The sequence below is a fragment of the Citrobacter sp. wls619 genome (assembly GCF_005281345.1).
Lineage (GTDB): Bacteria > Pseudomonadota > Gammaproteobacteria > Enterobacterales > Enterobacteriaceae > Citrobacter.
In genome coordinates this window covers 200,369-223,177 of sequence record NZ_SZXJ01000098.1, presented here as the reverse complement: position 1 = coordinate 223,177, position 22,809 = coordinate 200,369, and the positions used below count along the sequence as shown (strand labels likewise).

The window sequence follows — 22,809 nt, the reverse complement described above, 5'->3', positions numbered from 1 at the left end:
ACTGAATATGGCGACTGAAGCGAAAATAGGTCGCCCAACGGATTACATGCCAGAGGTAGCAGAGGATATCTGCAATCTCCTCATGTTGGGTGAAAGTCTGCGCTCTATTTGCAAAAGGCCGGGAATGCCAGCAATCAGAACTGTTATGTATTGGTTGCAGAGACATGAAGACTTTATGCAACAGTACGCACGCGCGCGTGAAATTCAGGCCGAACTTCTAGCCGAAGAAATCATCGAGATCGCCGACGACAGTTCAGGTGATGTCATTGTCGATGACGAAGGTCGAGAGCAGACCAATCATGAGCGCGTAGCCCGTTCCCGCCTTCGTGTTGACGCCCGCAAGTGGTACGCATCCAAGCTTGCGCCAAAGCGTTATGGCGACAGAGTTCAGCACGATCAGAAAATTACCATCACCGACCTCACCGACGAGGAACTGGACAAGCGTCTTATGGAGTTGACCAATGCACAGTCTGAGCCGGGAGGAGAAGCTTGAGCTCCTGAATATTCTTGAGGAGAAGAAGCGAAGAGAAAGCGTTTATCGATATCGCAAGTACTACGACACTCGTTATGCATGGCAACGTAAGTTTATCGCTGCAACTGCTGAATATCGTCAGTGCGCGCTAATTGCTGCAAACCGTGTTGGCAAGACAGATACCGCAACCTATATCGATGCTATCCACCTTCTGGGTGAGTACCCGGATGGGTGGGAGGGGCACCGTTTTAATCATGCTCCCCTTATGTGGTGCCTGGGTTACTCCGGCGAGAAGTGCCGCGACTTGCTGCAAGCTGCCATTATCGGTAAGAAGGTGAATGGTGAGTTCACTGGCGGCCTAATACCTCCAGATCGAATTGTCACGACAGAGCCAATGACCGGAACGCCGAATGCCGTTCGTTCAGCTTATATCAGGCATTCCAGTGGTGACCTGAGCAAGGTTCAATTCTGGTCTTACACGCAGGGCCAGCACGCTCTGATGGGTGATGATATTGATTGGTTCCACATTGATGAGGAGCCGGAAGACCAGACGATTTACCCTCAGGTTCTGACCCGTACCGCAACAGGCGATCAGGGGCGTGGTGGTCGAGGCATCCTGACATTCACACCAGAGAACGGCCGCACCGAGTTAGTTATTCAGTTGCTAGATACTCCAGCTGACTCTCAGTTCTGTATGAATGTTGGCTGGGATGATGCTCCTCATCTGACTGAAGAAACGAAGAAATCACTTCTCGAATCATATCCTCCGCATCAGCGCGACATGCGCACAAAAGGTATTCCAATGCTTGGTCACGGTCGCATATTCGATTTCAGCGAAGAGACGATCACTTGCGAGCCATTCCCGATACCGAAGCATTACATGGTTATCGATGGTATGGACTTTGGTTGGGATCACCCGCAGAGCCGCATTCAGCTGGCAATCGATATGGAGACTGAAACCTTCTACGTAACTAAGGCATGGAAGGCCAGCAAGACTTCTCCCTCAGAAGCGTGGGGCGCAACCAAGGCTTGGGCTAACAAGGTGCCTACGGCATGGCCTCAGGATGGATTACAGACGGAGAAGGGCAGTGGCCTGCAACAGCGTGAGTATTACAAAGACGCAGGGTTCCAGATGCTCCCTGACCCGGCTCAATGGCCTGATGGGTCTCGATCTGTAGAGCCAGGCTTATTCGAGTTGCACGATTTGATGAACACGGGCCGATTCAAAGTTTTTTCTGGCCTACGCGATTGGTTCGAAGAGTTCAATTTCTACCATCGAGATGAACGTGGGCGCATCGTAAAAACTCGAGACGACCTGTTAGATGCCACCCGATACGCCTACATGATGCGCCGGTTCGCCAAGCGATATGGCGACATCGGAGTAATCAAAGAGAAAAAAACACCAGCCCCGATTAAACCTGTCGCACGGAGAAGATAATGGCAGACAACGAACGCCTAAACGCCATTCTGTGCCAGTTTGACATAGATTGGTCATCTGGCGATGAGGCCAGAACCGAGGCGACAAACGACCTTTACTTTAGTCGGGTGAGCCAATGGGATGACTGGCTGAGCGAATACACAACTTTGCAGTACCGCGGTCAATTCGATGTGGTTCGCCCGGTAGTGCGCAAGCTCGTTGCAGAGATGCGACGCAACCCGATTGATGTTCTGTACCGGCCTAAGGATGGGGCTAAGCCTGACTCAGCCGACACGCTGATGGGTATGTACCGCACCGACATGCGTCACAATGCTGCACGCTCTGCTGTTAACGTCGCAGTTCGTGAGCAGATTGAATGCGGCGTTGGTCACTGGCGACTCGTTACCGAGTACGAGGACAACAACCTAACCAGCCGCAATCAGGTCATCCGCCGCCGCCCACTTCACGAGTCATGCAACCATGTAGTCTGGGATTGCAACAGCAAGGAGCAGGACAAGAGCGACGCTAAGCACTGCACTGTTATTCAGCCTTTCAGCACGGAAGGGTGGAAGGTCTTTGCGGAAGAGAACGATATTGACCCTGATATCATCCCTTCATTCCAGAGCCCTGACATGGAATGGCTGTTCCCGTGGATTTCGAAGGATGTCGTCTACATTGGCGAATACTACGAGGTCGAAGAGAAGAACGAGAAGGTATTCATCTACCTCGATCCGCTTACTGGTGAGCCGGTTAGTTACTACCAGCGTGACATCAAAGATGTTATCGATGAACTGGCAGACAAAGGTTTCGTTAAGGTCGCGGAGAAGAAGGTTAAACGTCGCCGGGTCTATAAGTCGCTCATTACCTGCACCGAGATTCTGAAAGAGCGTGAGCTTATCGCCGGTGAACACATACCGATTGTGCCAGCGTATGGCGAGTGGGGATTTGCTGGCGATAAGGAAGTGTACGAAGGTGTTGTGCGACTGACCAAAGACGGGCAGCGCCTGCGCAACATGATTATGTCGTTCAATGCCGACATCGTTGCTCGCAACCCTCGTAAGAAACCTTTCTTCACTCCTGAGCAAATCCTTGGCTACGAGCATATGTACGGTGGTGATGATGACTATCCGTACTACCTGCAAAACCGTACTGACGAGAACAATAACGACCTTCCTATGGGGCCAATCGCCTACATGGAAAACCCGGAGGTTCCCCAGGCCAACGCCTACATGCTTGAGGCCGCCACAGCCGCAGTTAAGGAAGTAGCTAGCCTTGGTGTTGATGCTGAAGCAGCAAACGGTCAGGTGGCTTTCGATACCGTCAACCAACTAAACATGCGGGCCGACCTCGAGACATACGTGTTTCAGGACAACCTCGCCACTGCTTTCCGGCGTGATGGTGAGATTTACCAGTCGATGGTCAACGACATCTACGACGTGCCTCGCAATGTCACCGTGACGCTTGAGGATGGTACCGAGAAAGATGTGCAGGTGATGACGCAGATGGTTGATCTGCAGTCTGGTGACGTCGTAACGCTCAATGATATTCGTGGTCGTTACGAGTGTTACACCGACACCGGACCATCATTCCAGAGCATGAAGGAGCAGAACCGCGCAGAGATTCAGGAGTTGCTAACGAAGGTTCCTCAGGGTACGCCAGAATGGCAGATGTTGCTGTTGCAGTACTTCACGCTACTTGACGGTAAAGGTGTCGAGATGATGCGCGAGTACGCCAATAAGCAGCTCGTCATGATGGGCCTCAAGAAACCTGAAACGCCTGAAGAAATGCAGATGGTACAGGAAGCACAACAACAGCCTAAACAGCCATCAGCAGAAGAGATGCAGGCACAAGGTGTATTGCTAACTGGTCAGGCAGATCTGCTTAATGCGCAGGTTAAGCAGCAACAGTTGCAGGTGGATGCAGCCAAGGTTGAAAGCGCCAATCAGCTTAACCAAGCGAAGATTGCAGAAATCTTCAACAACATGAGTCTCGACAAGCAGGCCGCTTTCCGGGACTTCCTCGACCTCATGCAGAAGGCGCAGAACGAAAGCGCAGTTGATGCACGGGCCAACGCAGAGTTACTTCTCAAAGGTGACAGTCAGCGCCACTCACAGCGCATGGACTTCGCCAACATCCTGCAATCGCAGAGACAAAACAATCCTTCCGGCAGCGTAGCCGAGAATCCTCAATAAGAGAGAGCTAAACATGGACCAAACCACCGAAATTCAGGCAACTGAAGACCAACTCCTGCCCGTCGATAACGCGGCGGCATCCGCAGTCGATCCTTCGCTAAATGCCAATAGCGAAACTGGTCAGGAAGAGGGCTTCGATGTCGTCCTGAAAGACGATGAGAACAAGCCAAAACAAGACCCGGCAACTAACGCGCAATTTGCACAGCGTCGCCTTGAGCGCAAGCGTCAGCGCGAGCTTGAGCAGCAGGCGGAGGCAGTACAGCGCGGTGAGTTGCCGGAGGCATTGCGAGTAAACCCTGATTTGCCACCCCAGCCTGATGTTAATGACTTCTTCTCTGATGAAGCACTGGAGAAGTACGGATACGACCAGGTGCGTGCTAACGCTGCATTCACGCAGGCGAACAACGAATGGTTGGTTAAGGCTCAGGATGCCCGAGGTAATGCGGCAGCCGAGCAGGGGCGTAAGACTCAGCAGTTTACTCAGCAATCAGCACAAGTTGTCGAGGCCGCACGTAAACACTACGACGCTGCAGAAAAGTTAAACCTTCCAGACTATCAGGCCAAAGAAGATGTATTCCGTCAGGTCGCACCCGGCTATGACGTGGACATCATGCGCCTGTTCCCTGAGAAATCTGCGGCAATCATGTACCACCTGGGCGCAAACCCAGAGAAAGCCCGACAAATCCTCTCAATGGATCCGCAGCGCCAGTTAATCGAAATGACGCTGCTTTCCGAACGTTTAACTCTCAAGCCTCGAAGCAAGCAACTCTCTGAAGCGCCTAACCCTGATGAACCATTGCAGGGTCAAGCCGTCGCGGCTCACATGTCTGCACTTGAAAAGCAGATGAACGCTGCAGCCGAAAGAGGTGACCCGGAGACGTATCGCAAGCTCAAGGCTCAACTGAATAAAGGATCTCGTAAATGAGCTTAAAAGAAGGCCAACTGGTCACCTACGCTATCGATGAAATCATCGAGACAGTGCAAAACCTGACGCCGATGGCGTCTAAAACCTCGAAGTACACGCCGCCAGCATCATCCATGCAGCGTTCTGGTAACACCGTTTGGATGCCTGTTGAGCAGGAGGCGCCGACGCAAACCGGCTGGGACCTGACCAACAAACAGACCAACGTGCTGGAGTTGTCCGTAAAATGCAACATGGGCGATCCGGATAACGACTTCTTCCAGCTGCGAGCTGACGATCTGCGTGATGAACGCTCATACCGCCGTCGCATTCAGGCATCGGCGAAGAAGCTGGCGAACAACATCGAGACCGCCATTGCCAAACAGGCAACCGAGATGGGCTCTCTGGTTGTTCATGACGCTCGTTCAATCGGCCCGGCAACCGGTCTTACTGGTTGGGACTTCCTGTCCTCTGCTGAAGAATTGATGTTTGCTCGCGAACTCAACCGCGATATGGGTATCAGCTACTTCCTGAACCCTTCAGATTACCGCAAAGCTGGTCGTGAGCTTACCGCTGGTGACATCTTCGGCCGCGTTCCTGAAGATGCATACCATAACGGTACGATTCAGAAACAGGTCGCAGGGTTCGATGAAGTCCTGCGCTCTCCTAAACTTCCAACAGTCGTCGGTTCTACTGTTACTGGCGTGACCGTTACTGGTGCGCAGAAGTTCAAGCCGCAGGCGTTTACCACTGACACCGATGGCAACAACGAGAACGTTGATAACCGTGTGGCTACCGTGGTGGTTTCGGCTACTGCTGGCCTGAAACGCGGTGACAAAATCAGCTTCACCGGCGTGAAGTACCTGTCTCAGATGGCTAAGAACGTGCTGACCGATGATGCGACTTTCTCCATCACTCGCGTTATCGATGGGACTCACATCGAGATCACCCCTAAACCGGTGGCGCTGGACGACGCGACTCTGACAGCAGAAGAAAAGGCGTACGCTAACGTCAACACTTCGCTGGCAGCGTCTGCGCCGATCACCCTGCTGAACGTGGCCTCTACCACGGCAAACATCGGCTGGGCCGATGACTCTATCCGCCTGCTGTCTCAGCCGATCCCGGTAACGCACGAGCTGTTTGCTGGCATGAAAACACAGACTTTCAGCATTCCAGGTGTTGGCATTAACGGCATCTTCGCCACCCAGGGTGACATCAACACACTCACCGGCTTGTGCCGTATCGCCGTATGGTATTCGGCGTGCGCAGTACGTCCGGAAGCTATCGTCGTTGGCTTGCCGAATCAGTCGTAACCATAAGGGGCTTCGGCCCCTTTATTTTTTCTGGAGTTGAACATGACGCAGATGGTATTTCGCCACGGCGACACAAAGAAGTGGAAGGGCGTTGGCTACGATTTCGAAATCATTAGCGAAGATGACCTGCAGGAGTATCTGAATGCCGGCTGGTTTGCACATCCAGATGACCTGCTGAATGATTCTGCAGAGCCAGAGCCAGAGCAAGAAGTAAAAGAGCGCAAGAAGCCGGGGCCAAAACCTAAGGGGTAGCAGATGAACCTCACGACAAAAGGCGATCTCGTTCTCGCCGCGCTGCGCAAGATCGGTGTCGCCTCAAACGCCACGCTAACCGATGTCGAACCTCAGTCGATGGAGGATGGAGTTAACGACCTCGAGATGATGATGGCTGAGTGGCTTGGCGGTGATGATTCACCGGGCATCAGCGTTGGGTATATCTTCGCTTCCCAAGACACGTCACCAGATACTGGAGATGACCATGGGCTGGCAAACAACGCGCTCAATGCTGTGATTACCAATCTCGCATGCAGAATTGCTCCAGATTACGGGATGGAAGCAACCGGCAAACTCATTACGACAGCGCGTTACGGTAAAGAGCAACTCGTCAAGTTGTCAGCAATGTCTCGTGCTCGTGATGCCAAATGTAAGTCCGGATATCCAAACCGCATGCCGATAGGCAGCGGAAACCGACTGGCCACATACAATGGCTGGAATTATTTCCACCGCAAAGGCCCATGTGATAACGGGAGCGACTAATGCCTGTTCAGCAGCTTCCACTAATGAAAGGGCTCGGCAAAAATTTCAAGAATGCCGACTATATCGACTATCTTCCTGTCAACATGCTGGCGACACCTAAAGAAGTGCTCAACAGCAACGGTTATCTGCGCTCCTTCCCAGGCGTAGCTAAGCAATCGGATGTTGCTGGCACTTCTCGTGGTGCTGAGTACAACACCTCTCAGAATGCCGTATATCGCGTTATGGGAGGAAAGTTATATCAAGGTGTTGTTGAGGTTGGTGATGTTCCTGGAATTCATAGAGTCCCCATGTCACATGGTAGAACATCACAGGCAGTATGCGTTGACGGTAAAATTATTGAATATCGATACGATGGGACTGAAAAGATTATTGATAACTGGCCGCCAACCAGTGGATTTGCACAATATGAGCTTGGGTCAGCAAGGGATGTAACCAGGCTGCGTGGTAGATACGCATGGGCAAAGGATGGTACTGATTCATGGTTCATCTCCGACCTTCAGGATGAATCACATCCCGATCGTAACTCAGCAGAGTACAGGGCAGAGTCCCAGCCTGACGGCATAATCGGAATAGGAACATGGCGTGACTTCGTTGTGTGCTTCGGAGCAACAACCACAGAGTTCTTCTCTCTGACAGGTTCAAGCACTGCTGGTTCAGCGCTGTATGTTGCTAACCCGGCTTATATGGTGCCAAAAGGTATAGCTGGTACGTTCTGCAAATGCGTATTCATGGATGCTTATGCCATAGTCAGCAATCCTGCAACCGGTGCTCCGTCGGTATATATCATCGACTCTGGTCGAGCAACTCAAATCGCCACCGCCAGTGTTGAGAAGATAATCCGTAGCTACACAGCAACTGAGCTTGCCACAACGGTAATGGAATCATTACGTTTCGACTCACACGAGCTGCTGATGATCCACCTTCCGCGCCATGTTCTGGTCTACGACGGAGCCGCATCACAAAACGGGGCTCAGTGGTCAATCCTGAAAACCGGTTTTTACGACGATGTGTACCGCGCTATCGACTTCATGTATGAAGGAAACACGATCACCTGCGGAGATAAACTGGAACCAGTGAAGGGAGCCCTTCAGTTCGACATCTCCAGCCAGTACGAAAAGCAGCAAGAACACCTGTTATTCACGCCACTTTTCAAGGCGGACAACGGGAGAATTTTCGATCTGGAACTGGAGTCTTCGCCCGGTGTTTCTCAGTTTGCCGAACGACTGTTTTATTCTGCAACCACCGACGGAATAAATTATGGAAGAGAGCAAATGGTTCCTTGGAATGCACCTTTCCAGTATGACAAAAGGCAGATATGGCGGAGGATTGGGAGAGTTAGAAAGAACATCGGGTTCAAAATACGCATCATTACCAAGTCACCTGTCACGTTATCAGGCGCACAAATAAGGATTGAGTGATGGCCGATCCGTCTCTAAATCAACCGGTCATCGTCCGCGCCGTTAGCCTAAATGCCACGTCAATTCCTGCTGGTTATAGCCCGGCGTATACGCAATATATTTTGTCTCAGGCTATCGACTTCACCAACGTAGCAGGCAAGGCAAACGAGGCTGGTCAAGGCGCTTATGATGCGCAGGTTAAGAATGATGAGCAGGATGTGATTCTTGCCGATCACGAGCAGCGTATTTCAGCAGCAGAAGTAACACTTGCTGACCATGAAGTGCGCATTAGTGCTGCTGAAGTTTCGATAGCCGATCATGAGGTAAGGATTACTCAGAATGAGAGTGATATATCATCGCTTAATACTAGAGTAGGAATCCTTGAAACACGGGTTTCTGACCACGAAACGCGAATTGATGCTCTGGAATACGCCACGACTCGCAAAAAGTCAGAGGTGGTCTACACTGGCATATCGCAGGTAATCCCGACCACGGCAACAAATCTGATCACGATGCTCAAGGCACTGACCCCATCATCAGGAACACTGCTCCCGTTCTTCAACACAACTACGGATAAGCTGACTGTTTACAACGAGAACAAGACGCTGAATTTCAAGTTGTCGATGATTGGCACTTACCCGGGAGGCACGACAAACCGGTCGATGCAGCTTACTTTCTCCGGAGCAGTTCCAGACACGTTGGTAGCCAGTCGTAACGCGGCCACGGCAACAGACAACATTCTTCTTGCGACATTCTTCAGTGTCGATCAGGGAGGATTCCTTGCCACCAATGGTAGCACCATAACAATCCAGGCCAATGGTGCGGCATTCACTGCTACAACCATCAAGATAATAGCGGAACAATAATCATGCTCACAAAAATTGATGCTCTCACCGGGCAGGGATTAATGCGCCTATGGGGGGTGGAATCGTGGGTTGATCCGGGGGCCGATTATTTCCTTTGGAATGGATGCTGCGTGTTCGCATTAGTTCAACAGCATGGGTATTTCGATATTCATATCGCGATGGATAAGAGGCGATGGCGTGAGTGTCGTGAGGCTGGCGAAGACATCCTGAAAATGTTTGGAATGAACCGGTTGCGAGCCGTCATTCTCACTGATCGACCAAAGGTGTGCAACTACGCCAAGCGAATGGGGTTCGGTGAGCGAACGACAGAAAGGTTAACAACTACTGACGGGTGCGAAAGCGCCTTTTTTATTATGTGGCGCGAGCCGGGAGAATATCATGGGCGGTGCAGTTAGTGGTATCGGCGGTGCGGTATCTGGTGTGATTGGTGGCATCGGAGCCAATAAAGCAGCCAAGCAGCAGCAGAAGTATCAGGACCGGGCTATGGGAGCTTCACGAGAAGGCTATCAGAATGCCGTAAATTGGCTATCACCATATGAAGAAGCCGGACGCACTGGCCTTGCTGGGTCGCAGGCTATCGCCGGCCAGCCGATAGACAGAAACAAACTTCTTTCTGATTATTTCAATTCTCAAGAATACCAGATGCTTAATGACCAGGCTCGTTATAGCGGACTGAATGCAGCGGAAGCAACTGGCGGCCTTGGATCCACAGCTACCGGTAATATGCTGGCATCTATTGCCCCAACCCTCGGGCAAAACTATCTCGCTGACATGACAAATCAGCAGCAGAACATGTATGCACAGTTGATGGGGTTGTCAGGGTTTGGTGCTGAGGCAGCCAACGCACTTGGTAACTATGCCATTGGACAGGGTAACAACATGGCCGGAATGTATCAGCAGAAAGGTCAGATCATGGCAGGAAAGGCTGCTCTTCCGTGGCAAGTGGCAGCCAGCGCTAACAGCAGCATCAATAACGGCGCAGCGTCTGATGTTAACCAGTTTACTGGAATGTTTGGTGGCATGATGGGTGGAGGGATGTTCTGATGGCTCAATTTGGTGGATTGCAGGGGCTTGGCGCTCCCATCAACTATTACGACACCATGATCCCCGACTTTCGTAGAGAGGCTCTTCAGGAAACGCAGAATAGAGTTGGACAGCAGCAAGTCATCGCTTCTCAAATGCAAAACCAGCAAGCGCAGAGAGATAACCAGCGACGCCAGGATTTCTATACTGCAATTGAGAGCGCCACACCAGATCAGTTGCCGGCACTGCGTCGACAGTTCCCGGAGTTTGCGCAGAACATTCAGCAGGAAATTGGTATACAAGATGCTGAGCATGCCAATTTCGTTAACAAATCACTCAATAACATTGCCATTGCTCGATCCAGCGGAAACCCTCAGATGTTGCAGGACGCGATACAGAAAAGCGCTCCAGCATTAGCATCTATCAACATGACACCAGATCAGGCTATTCAGTTACTGCAATCCGATCCTCAAAGCTTCGATGGAATATTGAAGGGCGCTCAGTTGGCTACCCTTCCGTTCGATAAGCAGGTCGATGTAGGTCAGAAACAGCAGCAGATTGATGAGGCCGCCCGCAGTAACCGGGCCAGTGAATCACTTACAGCCAGGGGGCAAGACATCACCGCGAGAGGCCAGGATATCTCTGCATCCACCACTCGCCGCGGTCAGGACATGGCATATCAGAGAGCGAGTTTGAGCTCTGGTCCAGGAAGCCGGGTAGTTCAGTTAGCTGACGGACGCACTGTAAATATTGGAGGAAAGCTCCACGGAGCTGGTGCTAATGCATTCTATGAGGGCGTTGATGACTATGGGAATATGGTCAGAGTTCCTGCCAATGCCATCGCTGCACCTCCTACATCGGCCGCCAGTGCGCAAAATTACGGGATGAAGAAAGACCTTGATGCAATATCAAATGCATCACCAGATCAATTGGGGTTTATGACGGGGATTACTGGAGGTAGTGGGACTCCATCATGGGATGCAGAAGCTCGAAGCCGGTGGAGTGGTGGTGACCAGCGCCAACTGTTCAACGCTACAAAACGAATTCAAGGCAAGATGCAAAATCAGGGCATTGCCGCTGCTCGTGATATGGGCGCATCAGGCATCAACACCGTCGCAGAGGCGAAGATGTACTTTCAGGGCATGCCGCAGGTTGACTATTCAAGTCCGGAAGCTATGCAGCAGTCTATTCGAGAAATTCAGCAATACACCAACAACTACAACCAGCAGTATCAGGTTGATGTTGGTAATGGTGGACAGCGGCAACAGCAAACATCACAGCCGGCAGCACAACAACCAACGCAACCTAAAACATCGGGTTACCAGTCTTTATGGGGTGATTAATGGCTAAGGCATGGAAAGACGTTATTTCCTCTCAACAGTACCAGGCATTATCACCAGAGCAGAAAGCACAGGCTCAGGAGCAATACTTCAATGAAGTAGTAGCTCCGCAAGCCGGAAACGATGCAGAGCAGGCCAAGCAGGCTTTCTATGCTGCTTATCCATCTCCAACGACCCAACAACCTGCACAACAACCACAGGAATCTGCGCAGCCACAGCAACAAGGCGACTTCATGTCAGACCTTGGCAATGCTGCTGCAGAGACTGGGCGCGGATTGCTTCAGGCTGGCGTTAATCTGGCGAATATTCCGGCATCAATGGCTGATGCAGTAGCCAGTGCTGGGGCATGGGCTGGTCAGAAGCTTGGTATGGGAGATGGAACTTATCAACCAGCTCCACGCGTCACGACCCAAGGAATTGAACAGGACTTCGGTTTGCAGCAGGGGGCGCTTACTCCTCAGACAACAGAAGGTAAAATCTTCTCAGAGGCGCTTCCATACCTGACACCCGTAGGAGCAGAACGAATTGCAGCACAGGCTCCATCTATTGCAGGACGTGTAGCTCAGGGAGCGTCACGTTTGCTTGCAGAGAATGCTGTTGGTTCTCTGGCTGCAAATAGTGAACGTGATAATCCTGAAGCTCTGGCAGTAGATCTCGGTACTGGTGTTGCACTTGGTGGGGCTATTAACCAGTTAGGCCATGCTGCCGGGGCTGTCTATCGTGGAATCCGCGGGACGATAGCGCCAGAAGCGCAACAGGCTATTCAGTTCGCTAATGCTGCTGACGTTCCTCTGCATACGACTGACGTTTTGCAGCCAAATTCCCGTGTCGGTCGCATGGCGCAAACCACCGCTGAAAACATCCCGTTCGCCGGCACAAGCTCAATGCGAGCTGGACAGCAGGAAGCTCGCAGCCAGTTGGTAGATGAGTTTGCATCACGATTTGGGGATTATGATCCGTCGATTGTGGTTGGTAGCCTGAAAGCTAAAACAGCAGGAATTAAACGCGCAGCTGGTAATCGCCTGGAGCAAGTTCAAAACGCAATGACAGGCGTAAACATCCAGCCGTCAAAGGCTGTTCAGCAGATTGATACTGAAATAGCAAGTTTGCAAAAGCTTGGTAAGGTTGCTGATAACGATACGATTTCGAAGCTTCAGGCATATCGCGATGAGCTTACCCGCAATGCCGGAGCAAGTGGTCCAATGGCAATGGATTTGCAACAGTTAAGCGGATTGAGAAGCCAGTTTAGGCAGGACGTTAAAGGCGAGAGGACAGTCTTACCAAACCGATCTGATGCAGCCATTCAGCGTATTTACAATGCAATGACGGGTGATATCGACAGCGCTATCGGACAGAATCTTGGTAATGACACCTTGCGTCGTTATAAGCAAGCTAACTCCATCTACGCTGACGAAGCCAACAAACTACGGAATACTCGCCTCAAGAATGTGATCATGAAAGGAGACTTAACTCCTGAAGTGGTCAACAACATGCTTTTCAGTAAGAACAAATCAGAGGTTCAGAATCTGTATCGGTCTGTCGGACAGGTGGGCCGCGCTCAAATGCGTAATGGCATCATCGGAAAGGCTATGGAGAAATCAGGGGGTTCTCCAGACCAATTCCTGCGCCAGGTTAATCTGATGTCAAACCAGACTGGAATCACTTTTAAAGGCCGTGATGCTGCATACCTGAAAGGACTCAAGAACTACCTTGAGTCAACCAAGCGAGCAGGTCAGGCTGGGGTAACAACGCCAACAGGTCAGCAGACAATCCCGTTCATTTTAGGTATCGGATCTGCAACTAACCCGGCACTCGTTGGGGTTGGTGGTGGTTATGGATTGCTGGCGAGAATGTATGAGAGTGAACCGGCACGTAACGCAATGCTTCGTCTTGCCAACACGCCTCGTGGATCTACGGCATTTGAGAAGGCGTTAGCAGATGTTGAGCGAGTTGTTAACTCTGCTGCTCAGGGCGCTAAGTCAGAAACGTTAAGCGAATAGCAACTTTCCTACAACAACACCGCAGAGTAACAAAGCAAAGTTCAGCAAATCACGTTCCATAAATCCTCCTGAATTTCAAATCATTATAATCCAAATTCACCGCAACGTTGCGCAAGTTTTAGCTTGTGCAGTTTTGCTGCGCCCGGAGCATAGTAAATGTCAGACATTACAGCCAATATTGTTGTAAGCATGCCAGCTCAATTGTTTACCTTGGCACGCTCATTTAAAGCTAACTTTAATGGCAAAATATACATTTCAAAAATAGATACACCTCCTGGTGAGATGACTGATCCTGATAACTATGTGCAGGTTTATCTGGAGAATGAGGATGGGTCACACGTCCCAGTTTCTCAGCCAATTATCATCAATGCAGGCGGATATCCTGTTTACAACGGGCAGATTTCAAAGTTTGTTACCGTTGAAGGATATGCAATGTCTGTATATGACGCCTCGGGTGTTCAGCAGCACTACTTCCCAAACATACTGAAATACGACCCGGATCAGTTAAGACAGGATTTGGCTGGTCCCGGCGGTGCAGATTTAATTGGTATAGGTAATAGCACGGTAGCAGAAAGGCTCAACAATTCTACGATTCAGGCAGTGCACAATCTCTATGGTTTCACACCAGACAGGAAAATAACTGTAAACGTGATATCAATGTTTGATGGATGGTCAGTTGATGCTACTGGAAATTACCGGCCATATGGAGGTGGGCATTTCGTTTTCGATCCTGACATGGAAAAGAGCAAGCATGATGGGGCATTCATAGTAAGCTCCACAGTACCTTGGGATGGATCTCTGGCTGGTCGTGATAACTGGCTGGATAAAGTTGGCGAGACATCACCTACCGGGAAGGGTGCTTGGGTTCGTTGCGCTTCAGGAAGGAAGGTCAATATCCTATGGTATGGCGCTACACGAGTTAATGCCGATGACAATACGAAGCCTATTAAAAAATTCGTAAACAAAATGCTGTCTGAGAACATGAACGGCTATGTTCCGAGAGGCAATTACCGGTCTGTTGAGCGCATATTATTTGATCTGAATATATCCCCCACCAGAAACTTTGGTGAACTGTACGGCGATGGAGCATATGAAAGCATACTGTTCTCCAGTGCAACTGATGCCAATGCAATTCATTTTTACAATTCTAAAGGTGCTGAAGGGCCAGACTGTTTCCAGGGTAAAATTAGCAGAATAGGGTTCTCAGCATCCCCTCTTTCTGGAGCGGCAATTATATTTGGCCTTGAGGATCTCTCAGACAACTTTGGTAACTGGAGCTTCGACCAGGTTCACTTTGCATCTGATACTAGGATTGGCACTGATACAGATAACAGAGTCGCTCTGAAACTTAACTGGCTTTTTGATTGCACATATAATAACGTTGTTGTTACTGGATATCCTAATTACGGCAAAGCCGTAGAAATGGTTAAAGTTCAGTTTACAACATGGAATGGAGGTAGCATATCAAATGCTAAGTATGGGTTGTACTTTGGAGCGTTGTCAGCAAATAACCACAGCATAGTGTTTACATCTCTGGACATGGAGAATATTCATTATGGTATCTATAGCAGAGATATTCACCTCGAAAAGATTAGATTTATTTCTCCATTTGTCGATATTCGAGATCCAGATGCTGATGATGAACCGTCAGACAACTATGTAATAAATATTGAACAGGGAGACAGAAAGGCTGTTTTAATTGATGACATCAGGCTAGGTCGTGTTTATTCAAATCTTTATACTGGTAAATTTTTTGGACCAACACATAGTCATGAAAAATCAATAGTTACTGGTTTTTATCCAGACCAACCAAATCCAGCCGTGCCTGCTACTGATATAGCCTATCAAAACAAAACAGGTCAATTGCAGAGGGTTCTTGTTTACCTTGCGGTTGGAACTACCAGTATCTTCATCAATGGAGAGGACACGGGGTTTAAAAGTGGTGAGTTCACCATCGATGTTGGAGAGCAAATTGCCATTAGATATACGGGAACTGCTCCGGCGTGGAGATGGAAAGCCATTCGATGAGTAATATGAGAAGCGGCCTGATGGCCGCTTTCAATCACTTCCAGTATCTTGGGTAATATTCAAGGTATTGGTTAAGACTGAACATTGATGCCAGAACGCAGATGACAGCAATAAGAATCAATGCAGACCTGCCTGCTTTTTCCATTCTCATTGCCGACAACGCGAAAAGAAGTGCTATCAAAAACCCTATCTTAAGCCTGTCGAATGTGTAAATTATCGCGTGCTCAAACATGGCTACGTTCTCTATCAGTAGAATGCCAACAACAGCAATAAGAATGTATGCAGTTATATAGTTATCTTTACTGAAAGAATCGCTTTTTTTGACAAAAAGTGATGCAACAACCATGAGGATTGATGATATCAACCATGGACCATATGACTGATAAACTGACAGCCACCAGTCATTCCATCCAACATACGCAACCTCTAATCCCCTGGATGCTGCTCTGTTAGAAAGCTCTTTGAAGTAAGGACCAAGTCCTACCATGAACGAGTAGTACCACAACAGAGTCAGACCGCCAAGAATGGCTATACCAGAATAGATAATGGTGTTTTTATAGCCAGATTTATTTTTTATATCGCTAATAAGCACCACAAAAAATACCGCTACGCACATCAGGTATGCTGTCCACTCAACCCAGCAAGCTACTGCAGACAACACCCCTAGCGCTATAACAGTTTTTCTGTTTATCCCGATAGCCAATAAAAGCAATGCCGCCGATGCAAATATCTGGAATGTTTGATGGGCCCACATTGATATCTGGTGTGAGTGCATTGGCTCTACAGCGTATATCATCGGAATGACTGAAAGAAAAGAAATTACAGCACTGTATTTTGATTTTTGTGTAAAAATAGAAATGGCAAAATACGTCAGGATTACTGAGATAATCCAGAACAGCATGTTAACCCATTGCAGCATCTCCCATGAAATAGGTATGCCAGACAATAATGATGCAGGTTTTATTACTCCATAAGCTATAATCATAGCTCCAGGTGGAAATGATGAGTATACGGCGTCATTATTTATTCTAGGTGATGGGATAATGGCTGACTCGTGTACTGATGGGCCTTTTGTTTCAACGCAAGGGGTGCTAAGAACAGTGCATGGGCGACCAACTGCAAAGTAATGTTTACTAAAAGGCAACGTATCATATCGCTTCAACGTGTTGAAAAAATGACTCGCTGCTTCATTGTTCTCCCACCGCAGGTTCCAGTGGCTCTTGTCTGATGGTGATCCGTAGTTGTAATTATATAAAGTTATTGCCGTTACCATCCATAGAGCAACAATGGCTATTGCTCCTATGATTGTAGACCTGCGCATCGTGCGTCCTTTTTCTTGCTAATACCCAGCGGTTGGAGGATATGATTTTGTTATAGAGGGTGGCGATTATACACTTTTTGATATAGGAGTATTCCTTGATTAGAGCCAATAGGTGATGTGATCATGGGTAAATGAAATTTATTAGAGCCAATAAATACAGATTTGGAAGTTTTTGATTTAGGCAAGAGATTGATGCACAAAGCTTTGCATCGGTTTGCAAGGCTTTGCTCTGATTTCCTATGATACATTCTCATCAACCCAGTCTGCCCACCACTGCATCATCTCACGTCGCTTATCCATGTACTGAGCGTGATTGTATATACCCCTGATCGACCCGCTGTTAGCGTGCGCCAGTTGCTTCTCAATGGCATCTGCGGGCCACTCATGCTCATTCATTATGGTGCTGAACTGGTGACGGAAACCGTGGCCGCTTGCCAGGCCTTCATATCCTATCTGTCGAATAACCAGTAATACGGCATTCTCACTGATCGGCTTTGTTTTATCATTGCGTCCGGCGAACACGAAGTTTGATATCGGCTGCGTTACCGGCATCAGCACTTCAAGCAGAGAGACAACCTGATCTGACATCGGCACAAGGTGAACCCGACGTCCCTTCATCACCGCTTCGTCGATCGTAATCGTCCTGGTTTCAAAGTCGACGTTCGACCATTGCATGGACCGGAGTTCTTTAGTCCTCAGTACCGTGTATTGCAAAACCTGTGTCGCAATCTTTGATACGATACTTCCCGAGAAGCCAGAGAGGGCTTTGTTGAATGCTGGTATCTGGTCTGCAGGAAGGAAGGGATAGTTCTTCTTGCGGTATCCCTTCATTGCATCCGCAAGGTCAGGAGCAGGGTTATACTTTGCACGACCGGTAACAATCGCGTACCTGAATACCTCACCGCACCTCCGCCTCGCCTTATTAGCCCGCTCCATTGCCCCACGGTCTTCGAACCTGCGGATCACTTCCAGTATCTGCATTGGTTCTATCTCGTGAATCTCCATCCCCCCAATCAACGGCAGAATGTCATCTTGGAACATGCGTGACAGTTCGGTGCTGTATACCTCTGACCATACCTGTTTTTTGTGATCGTACCATTCCTGGTATATAGAGCTGAAAGAGTTGTCTTTAACTGAGAGCTTTTTAGCCTTTACCGGATCGACACCGACAGACACATCCTTTTTGGCAAGCCATGCTTTGTCTCTGGCTTCCTGCAATGACATGAGCGGGTATTTGCCTACCGTCAGCACCTTCTCTTTACCATCGAGCTTGTAACGCAGCTGCCAGACTTTCTTTCCTGTAACCGGAACATAAAGGTACAGCCCGTTGCTGTCGAGCAGCCGGTACGGTTTATCTTTCGGCTTTGCCGCGTCGATCTGCTTGATAGTGAGCATGGGTAAAATTCCGGTGGGTAAAATTATTTACTCGTTTTTTACCCGCCGGAGTATGCGGCTGTCAACGTTCTATTGCGAACTATGGCGAACTGGTATTTTATTGAGAGCTTGCTGCGTAAGGGATTTTGCGAACTACTGCGGAGAGTGGCGAACTATGAAATGGTGTCCCCTGCAGGAATCGAACCTGCAACTAGCCCTTAGGAGGGGCTCGTTATATCCATTTAACTAAGGGGACGAAGCGGCACGAGTATAGCGTTTTTTACTCTCAACGGTAAGTCTCAGGCTGCCTGACTGCTCAAACAGTCGCCATTCAGGTCTGTTTTTTCTGGTTTTTCTGTGGTTGTGCTTCCCGCTTTGCTTGCAACCTGGCTTTTTCCTTGCGTTTATTGCTCATATCGTTGCGGATCTGCGCGTGGCTCATCAGCGCAAAGATAAATGTCCCGCCGCAGATATTCCCGGCCAGTGTCGGTAAGGCAAAAGGCCAGAAAAAGTCGCCCCAGTGCAATGTTCCATTAAAGACCAGATAGAGAATTTCAACTGAACCCACGACGATATGTGTGGTATCGCCTAAGGCAATCAGCCAGGTCATCAGGACAATGACGACAATCTTTGCGGCTCCGGCGGCGGGAAACATCCAGACCATCGTGGCAATCAACCAGCCGGAGACAATGGCATTGGCAAACATCTCCGTCGGGCTATTTTTCATTACATCCATGCCTATTTTGACGAAGGCGTCGCGGGTCGCCTCATCAAAAATCGGCATGTATTCAAACGCCCATGCCGCAACCCCGGTGCCCAGAATATTACCCAGTAGTACGATGCTCCACAGACGCATCAACAGACCAAAATTGCCGAGGGTCGGGTTTTGCATAACGGGTAAGACGGCGGTAACGGTATTTTCCGTAAAGAGCTGTTGGCGGGCCATAATCACAATAATAAAGCCGAAGGTATAACCGAGATTCTCCAGCAAAAATCCGCCGGGAACACCCTCCAGTTGTACGTGAAAAATTCCCTTTGCCAGTAGTGAGGCTCCCATTGACAGTCCGGCTGCGATGGCTGACCACAATAGCGCCATCGCGTCGCGTTCCATCTCTTTTTCTCCGTCCTGGCGGATATGTTCGTGGATAGCCATTGCACGTGAGGGGAGCCTGTCCTCATTGAGCTCTATCTTTTTTCCGCTCCGCTTTTCTTCGCTTTCCACCTGGAGCTCGTCGCTGTGGCGATCAATCTTCTCTTTTTCGATGTCATTCATACCAGGATCCTGAATAAGCACGTATTGCTAAAGCGTAGCGGTTTTTATTTGAGGGCAGGTGGATAAAGTCTGAAATCGCAAAAATGGTAACGCATGTTTTTATTGGCTTCGTTAAAATGAACCATCACTGTGTCTGTATTACCAGGCTATGATCAAATCAGTAAGTTAGGGCATATAGACATCGATTGACGTGCTGTTACAATCGCTCACATCTAATCAGGCGGATACATCATCGTTCCGTCATGGATGGCAATCAGCGATAGCCATAATACACAGGGAGACACTTATGAAGCTTCGCCTGTCGGCGCTTGCGCTGGGAACCACACTTTTGGTGGGGTGTGCGAGCTCCGGTAATGAACAGCAGGGGCGTTCGGACCCATTTGAAGGGTTCAACCGCACCATGTACAACTTCAACTTTAATGTGTTGGATCCATACGTTGTTCGCCCGGTGGCTGTCGCCTGGCGTGATTATGTTCCGCAGCCGGCCCGTAATGGTTTGAGCAACTTTACTGGCAACCTTGAAGAACCGGCTGTCATGGTTAACTATTTCCTGCAAGGCGACCCCTATCAGGGGATGGTGCATTTTACCCGTTTCTTCCTCAACACCTTGTTAGGTATGGGCGGGTTTATTGATGTGGCGGGGATGGCGAATCCGAAGTTGCAGCGTGTTGAACCACACCGCTTCGGCAGCACATTAGGCCATTATGATGTCGGTTACGGTCCATATATGCAGCTTCCGTTCTACGGCAGTTTCACGCTGCGTGATGATGGCGGCGATATGGTGGATACGCTGTATCCGGTTCTGTCCTGGCTAACCTGGCCGTTGTCGATAGGTAAATGGACGGTTGAAGGCATTGAAACGCGTGCGCAACTGCTCGATTCTGACGGTCTGCTGCGTCAATCTTCAGATCCTTACATCATGGTGCGTGAAGCTTACTTCCAGCGTCATGACTTTATTGCGAATGGCGGTAAACTCAAACCAGAAGAAAACCCGAACGCAAAAGATATTCAGGATGAGTTAAAAGAGATCGATTCTGAGTAAGGCATTGAGGCAAATAAAAAGGTGAGCTAAAAAGCTCACCTTTTTTACGTCTGATGAAAATCAGAATGCGTAGTTCAGGTTCATACCGTACAGCCAGGCTTTCCCTTCTGATTCGAAGGAGTACGGGCCTTCTTCGAATTTCACTTTCTGACCGTGCATATAAGAAATGCCGACATCCAATGAAGCATCTTTATTAAACGCGTAGGTGGTACCCGCACTCAGCCAGAAGCGGTCCTGATCCGGAATAGAGATGGAACGGCGGTTAGCTGGAACTGGGCTATCATCGAAGGCGATACCGGTACGGAATGTCCAGGTATCATCGTAGTAGTAGGTCGTCCCCAGCGCGATACGGTAAGAATCTTTGAAACCTTCTTCTTTATAGAACAGAGTCTGGCCATTGCTGCCTTTTGCTTTAAGCTCCTGGAACTGACTCCAGCTGGTATATGCCATGCTGTAGTGAACCGCCCACTGTGGCGCAACGCGGTTATAACCTGAGAACTCCCACATTTCTGGCAGATTCAGATCAAGCGAACCGTCGATTGTGTTGCCGTTAGTGCCAGCAGGCAGGCTAGCGAACACCGGGCGCAACTGCGCTGGAATACGGTCCATTGATGGCAGACTGCTGCGGTAATCACCGTCGAAGTCAACTTTTACTTCCGAACGGTAGGTGAAACCGTAACGGTTGTCTTTATCCACTTCATAAAGAATACCGGCGTTCCAGCCGAAGCCCCATTCGTCACCCTTCAGGCGCGCAATCTGGGTATCTGCCGGGTATTGTGCGGCCAGTGCGGGAGGAACCCGGCCACCAGAGCCTGCAACGATTTGCTGCGGCAGATCGCCTGCATAACGCTCAAGCTTCGCTTTGGCATAGACGGCGTTAAAACCGAGGCCGAAGCTAAAATGATTATTCAGACGGTAGGCGCCGCTCAGGTTTAAGTTGAGCGTTTCCAGATCGGTTTTTCCGCCCATCGAGCCGGCTGCGTAATTATTGTTAAACTCCGTTGCCAGACCATAGTTAGAGGTAACTGACGCCCCCCAACCAAATTGATCGTTAATCGGGGCAACAAAATGCACGTTCGGTATCCAGGCGGTTGGGGCGATATTGTCCTGGCTGGCGTCGTTACCAATACGTGAGCGTCCGGAAATATCGACATCCGGGTCAACGAAAATGGCACCCGCAGAGAAAGTAGGGCGATCAAACATCATGATCAGCGCGGGGTTACGACTGGCGTTACCCGCATCATCTGCAATAGCGCCTTCACCCGAATATGCCCGGCCAAGGCCAGAGGAAGAAAATTCGTTTAACTGAAAGCCTGCAGACCAGGCCTGTGTGGAGATAATTGCCACTGCGACTGCGAGAGCAGACTTTGTAAACAGGGTTTTCTGGCTCATGACCATAACCTCATAGATTTATTTTTATACAAACTATGTTACATGCCGTAACAGGAGCGCGAAGTGTAGGGTCTGAGGTACCACATAGAAATCAGACCAGTGGCGAGAGTATAGGTCGGACCAGCCAGAATGTTGCAAGTATGTTTATAAATATTTTCAATTCTGATCTAAGAAACGCGATCCAGCTGGCAAAATTGCGGGTACGCGCACTCACCTGTTTGGGCGATTTTTGTTTTAGATCATTTTTAAGTGTGATTTCTGTCACTTATCTCATTTCGCACAATTAACGACTGGAGAGGCGAATAATGGGAGCGTAAAATGTCCCTATCGTTTATCTGGCACCTCGGGTGCGAATACAGAGGAAATCTACAATGAGTAAATGCAGTGCTGATGAAACCCCGGTTTGCTGCTGTATGGATGTTGGCACCATCATGGACAACTCCGATTGCACCGCTTCCTACAGCCGCGTGTTCGCGAATCGCGCAGAGGCAGAAGAAACGCTGGCCGCTTTGACTGAGAAGGCACGTAGCGTGGAATCTGAACCTTGCAAAATCACCTCGACTTTCACTGAAGAGTCAGAGGGTGTGCGTCTGGATATCGATTTTGTTTTTGCCTGTGAAGCTGAAACGCTGATTTTCCAGCTGGGCCTGCGTTAATCCCTTCTGCTCATGCCCTTGCCACCTGGTGGCAAGGGCATTTTCG

19 protein-coding genes and 1 tRNA gene are annotated in these 22,809 nt (G+C 49.5%); 15 read left to right on the top strand and 5 right to left on the bottom strand.

Features of this window, described 5'->3' with window-relative positions:
• The first annotated feature begins 7 nt into the window (after nt 1-7).
• From FDX19_RS20900 to FDX19_RS20840, 13 genes are all read left to right on the top strand, one after another.
• Nucleotides 8-493 (top strand): DNA packaging protein, encoded by a 486-nt coding sequence (locus FDX19_RS20900; protein WP_137384210.1) that lies wholly within the window; start codon nt 8-10, stop codon nt 491-493.
• A complete protein-coding gene (locus FDX19_RS20895; protein ID WP_137384209.1) occupies nt 462-1,910 on the top strand; it encodes a terminase family protein in 1,449 nt (482 codons plus the stop codon). The genes FDX19_RS20900 and FDX19_RS20895 overlap by 32 nt, the downstream gene beginning before the upstream one ends.
• Entirely contained in the window at nt 1,910-4,081 is a 2,172-nt protein-coding gene (locus tag FDX19_RS20890; protein ID WP_137384208.1) for a portal protein, read from the top strand. Before FDX19_RS20895 ends, FDX19_RS20890 begins: the two co-directional genes overlap by 1 nt.
• A 13-nt stretch (nt 4,082-4,094) precedes the next feature.
• Nucleotides 4,095-5,006, top strand: coding sequence for a scaffolding protein (locus FDX19_RS20885; RefSeq protein ID WP_137384207.1), 912 nt, complete (start codon nt 4,095-4,097; stop codon nt 5,004-5,006).
• Complete coding sequence (locus FDX19_RS20880; protein WP_137384206.1) at nt 5,003-6,295, top strand: P22 phage major capsid protein family protein; 1,293 nt, start codon at nt 5,003-5,005, stop codon at nt 6,293-6,295. The genes FDX19_RS20885 and FDX19_RS20880 overlap by 4 nt, the downstream gene beginning before the upstream one ends.
• A gap of 42 nt (nt 6,296-6,337) precedes the next feature.
• Nucleotides 6,338-6,547: a hypothetical protein gene (locus FDX19_RS20875; RefSeq protein WP_137384205.1), complete on the top strand. Its 210-nt coding sequence runs from the start codon at nt 6,338-6,340 to the stop codon at nt 6,545-6,547.
• A gap of 3 nt (nt 6,548-6,550) precedes the next feature.
• The gene (locus FDX19_RS20870; RefSeq protein ID WP_137384204.1) at nt 6,551-7,051 is read left to right on the top strand and encodes a packaged DNA stabilization gp4 family protein; all 501 of its coding nucleotides are present in this window, start codon (nt 6,551-6,553) and stop codon (nt 7,049-7,051) included.
• Nucleotides 7,051-8,469: a packaged DNA stabilization protein gene (locus tag FDX19_RS20865; RefSeq protein ID WP_137384203.1), complete on the top strand. Its 1,419-nt coding sequence runs from the start codon at nt 7,051-7,053 to the stop codon at nt 8,467-8,469. Before FDX19_RS20870 ends, FDX19_RS20865 begins: the two co-directional genes overlap by 1 nt.
• A complete protein-coding gene (locus FDX19_RS20860; RefSeq protein ID WP_137384202.1) occupies nt 8,469-9,314 on the top strand; it encodes a tail needle knob protein in 846 nt (281 codons plus the stop codon). The genes FDX19_RS20865 and FDX19_RS20860 overlap by 1 nt, the downstream gene beginning before the upstream one ends.
• 378 nt (nt 9,315-9,692) lie before the next feature.
• Nucleotides 9,693-10,358, top strand: coding sequence for a DNA transfer protein (locus FDX19_RS20855; RefSeq protein ID WP_137384201.1), 666 nt, complete (start codon nt 9,693-9,695; stop codon nt 10,356-10,358).
• Nucleotides 10,358-11,680 (top strand): phage DNA ejection protein, encoded by a 1,323-nt coding sequence (locus tag FDX19_RS20850; protein ID WP_137384200.1) that lies wholly within the window; start codon nt 10,358-10,360, stop codon nt 11,678-11,680. The genes FDX19_RS20855 and FDX19_RS20850 overlap by 1 nt, the downstream gene beginning before the upstream one ends.
• Nucleotides 11,680-13,677, top strand: coding sequence for a lytic transglycosylase domain-containing protein (locus FDX19_RS20845; RefSeq protein WP_137384199.1), 1,998 nt, complete (start codon nt 11,680-11,682; stop codon nt 13,675-13,677). The genes FDX19_RS20850 and FDX19_RS20845 overlap by 1 nt, the downstream gene beginning before the upstream one ends.
• A 156-nt stretch (nt 13,678-13,833) precedes the next feature.
• Nucleotides 13,834-15,705, top strand: coding sequence for a phage head-binding domain-containing protein (locus FDX19_RS20840; protein WP_137384198.1), 1,872 nt, complete (start codon nt 13,834-13,836; stop codon nt 15,703-15,705).
• A gap of 34 nt (nt 15,706-15,739) precedes the next feature.
• On the opposite strand, the gene FDX19_RS20835 is transcribed toward FDX19_RS20840, so the two are convergent.
• The 4 genes from FDX19_RS20835 to FDX19_RS20820 all read right to left on the bottom strand — a co-directional run bounded on the left by FDX19_RS20835 (nt 15,740) and on the right by FDX19_RS20820 (nt 19,673).
• Nucleotides 15,740-17,026: a hypothetical protein gene (locus tag FDX19_RS20835; RefSeq protein ID WP_249357579.1), complete on the bottom strand. Its 1,287-nt coding sequence runs from the start codon at nt 17,024-17,026 to the stop codon at nt 15,740-15,742.
• Between the two features lie 237 nt (nt 17,027-17,263).
• A complete protein-coding gene (locus FDX19_RS20830; protein WP_137384197.1) occupies nt 17,264-18,421 on the bottom strand; it encodes a tyrosine-type recombinase/integrase in 1,158 nt (385 codons plus the stop codon).
• A gap of 160 nt (nt 18,422-18,581) precedes the next feature.
• A tRNA-Arg gene (locus FDX19_RS20825) sits at nt 18,582-18,656 on the bottom strand.
• Between the two features lie 75 nt (nt 18,657-18,731).
• Complete coding sequence (locus FDX19_RS20820; protein WP_137384196.1) at nt 18,732-19,673, bottom strand: formate/nitrite transporter family protein; 942 nt, start codon at nt 19,671-19,673, stop codon at nt 18,732-18,734.
• 286 nt (nt 19,674-19,959) lie between these two features.
• On the opposite strand from FDX19_RS20820, the gene mlaA reads away from it, so the two are divergent.
• Nucleotides 19,960-20,715 (top strand): phospholipid-binding lipoprotein MlaA, encoded by a 756-nt coding sequence (mlaA, locus tag FDX19_RS20815; protein ID WP_137384195.1) that lies wholly within the window; start codon nt 19,960-19,962, stop codon nt 20,713-20,715.
• Nucleotides 20,716-20,775: 60 nt separating this feature from the next.
• Here mlaA and fadL read toward each other — a convergent pair whose 3' ends face one another.
• A complete protein-coding gene (gene fadL, locus FDX19_RS20810; RefSeq protein ID WP_005129763.1) occupies nt 20,776-22,107 on the bottom strand; it encodes a long-chain fatty acid transporter FadL in 1,332 nt (443 codons plus the stop codon).
• Nucleotides 22,108-22,478: 371 nt separating this feature from the next.
• On the opposite strand from fadL, the gene FDX19_RS20805 reads away from it, so the two are divergent.
• Nucleotides 22,479-22,763: a YfcZ/YiiS family protein gene (locus tag FDX19_RS20805; protein ID WP_137384194.1), complete on the top strand. Its 285-nt coding sequence runs from the start codon at nt 22,479-22,481 to the stop codon at nt 22,761-22,763.
• The last annotated feature ends 46 nt before the right edge of the window (nt 22,764-22,809 follow it).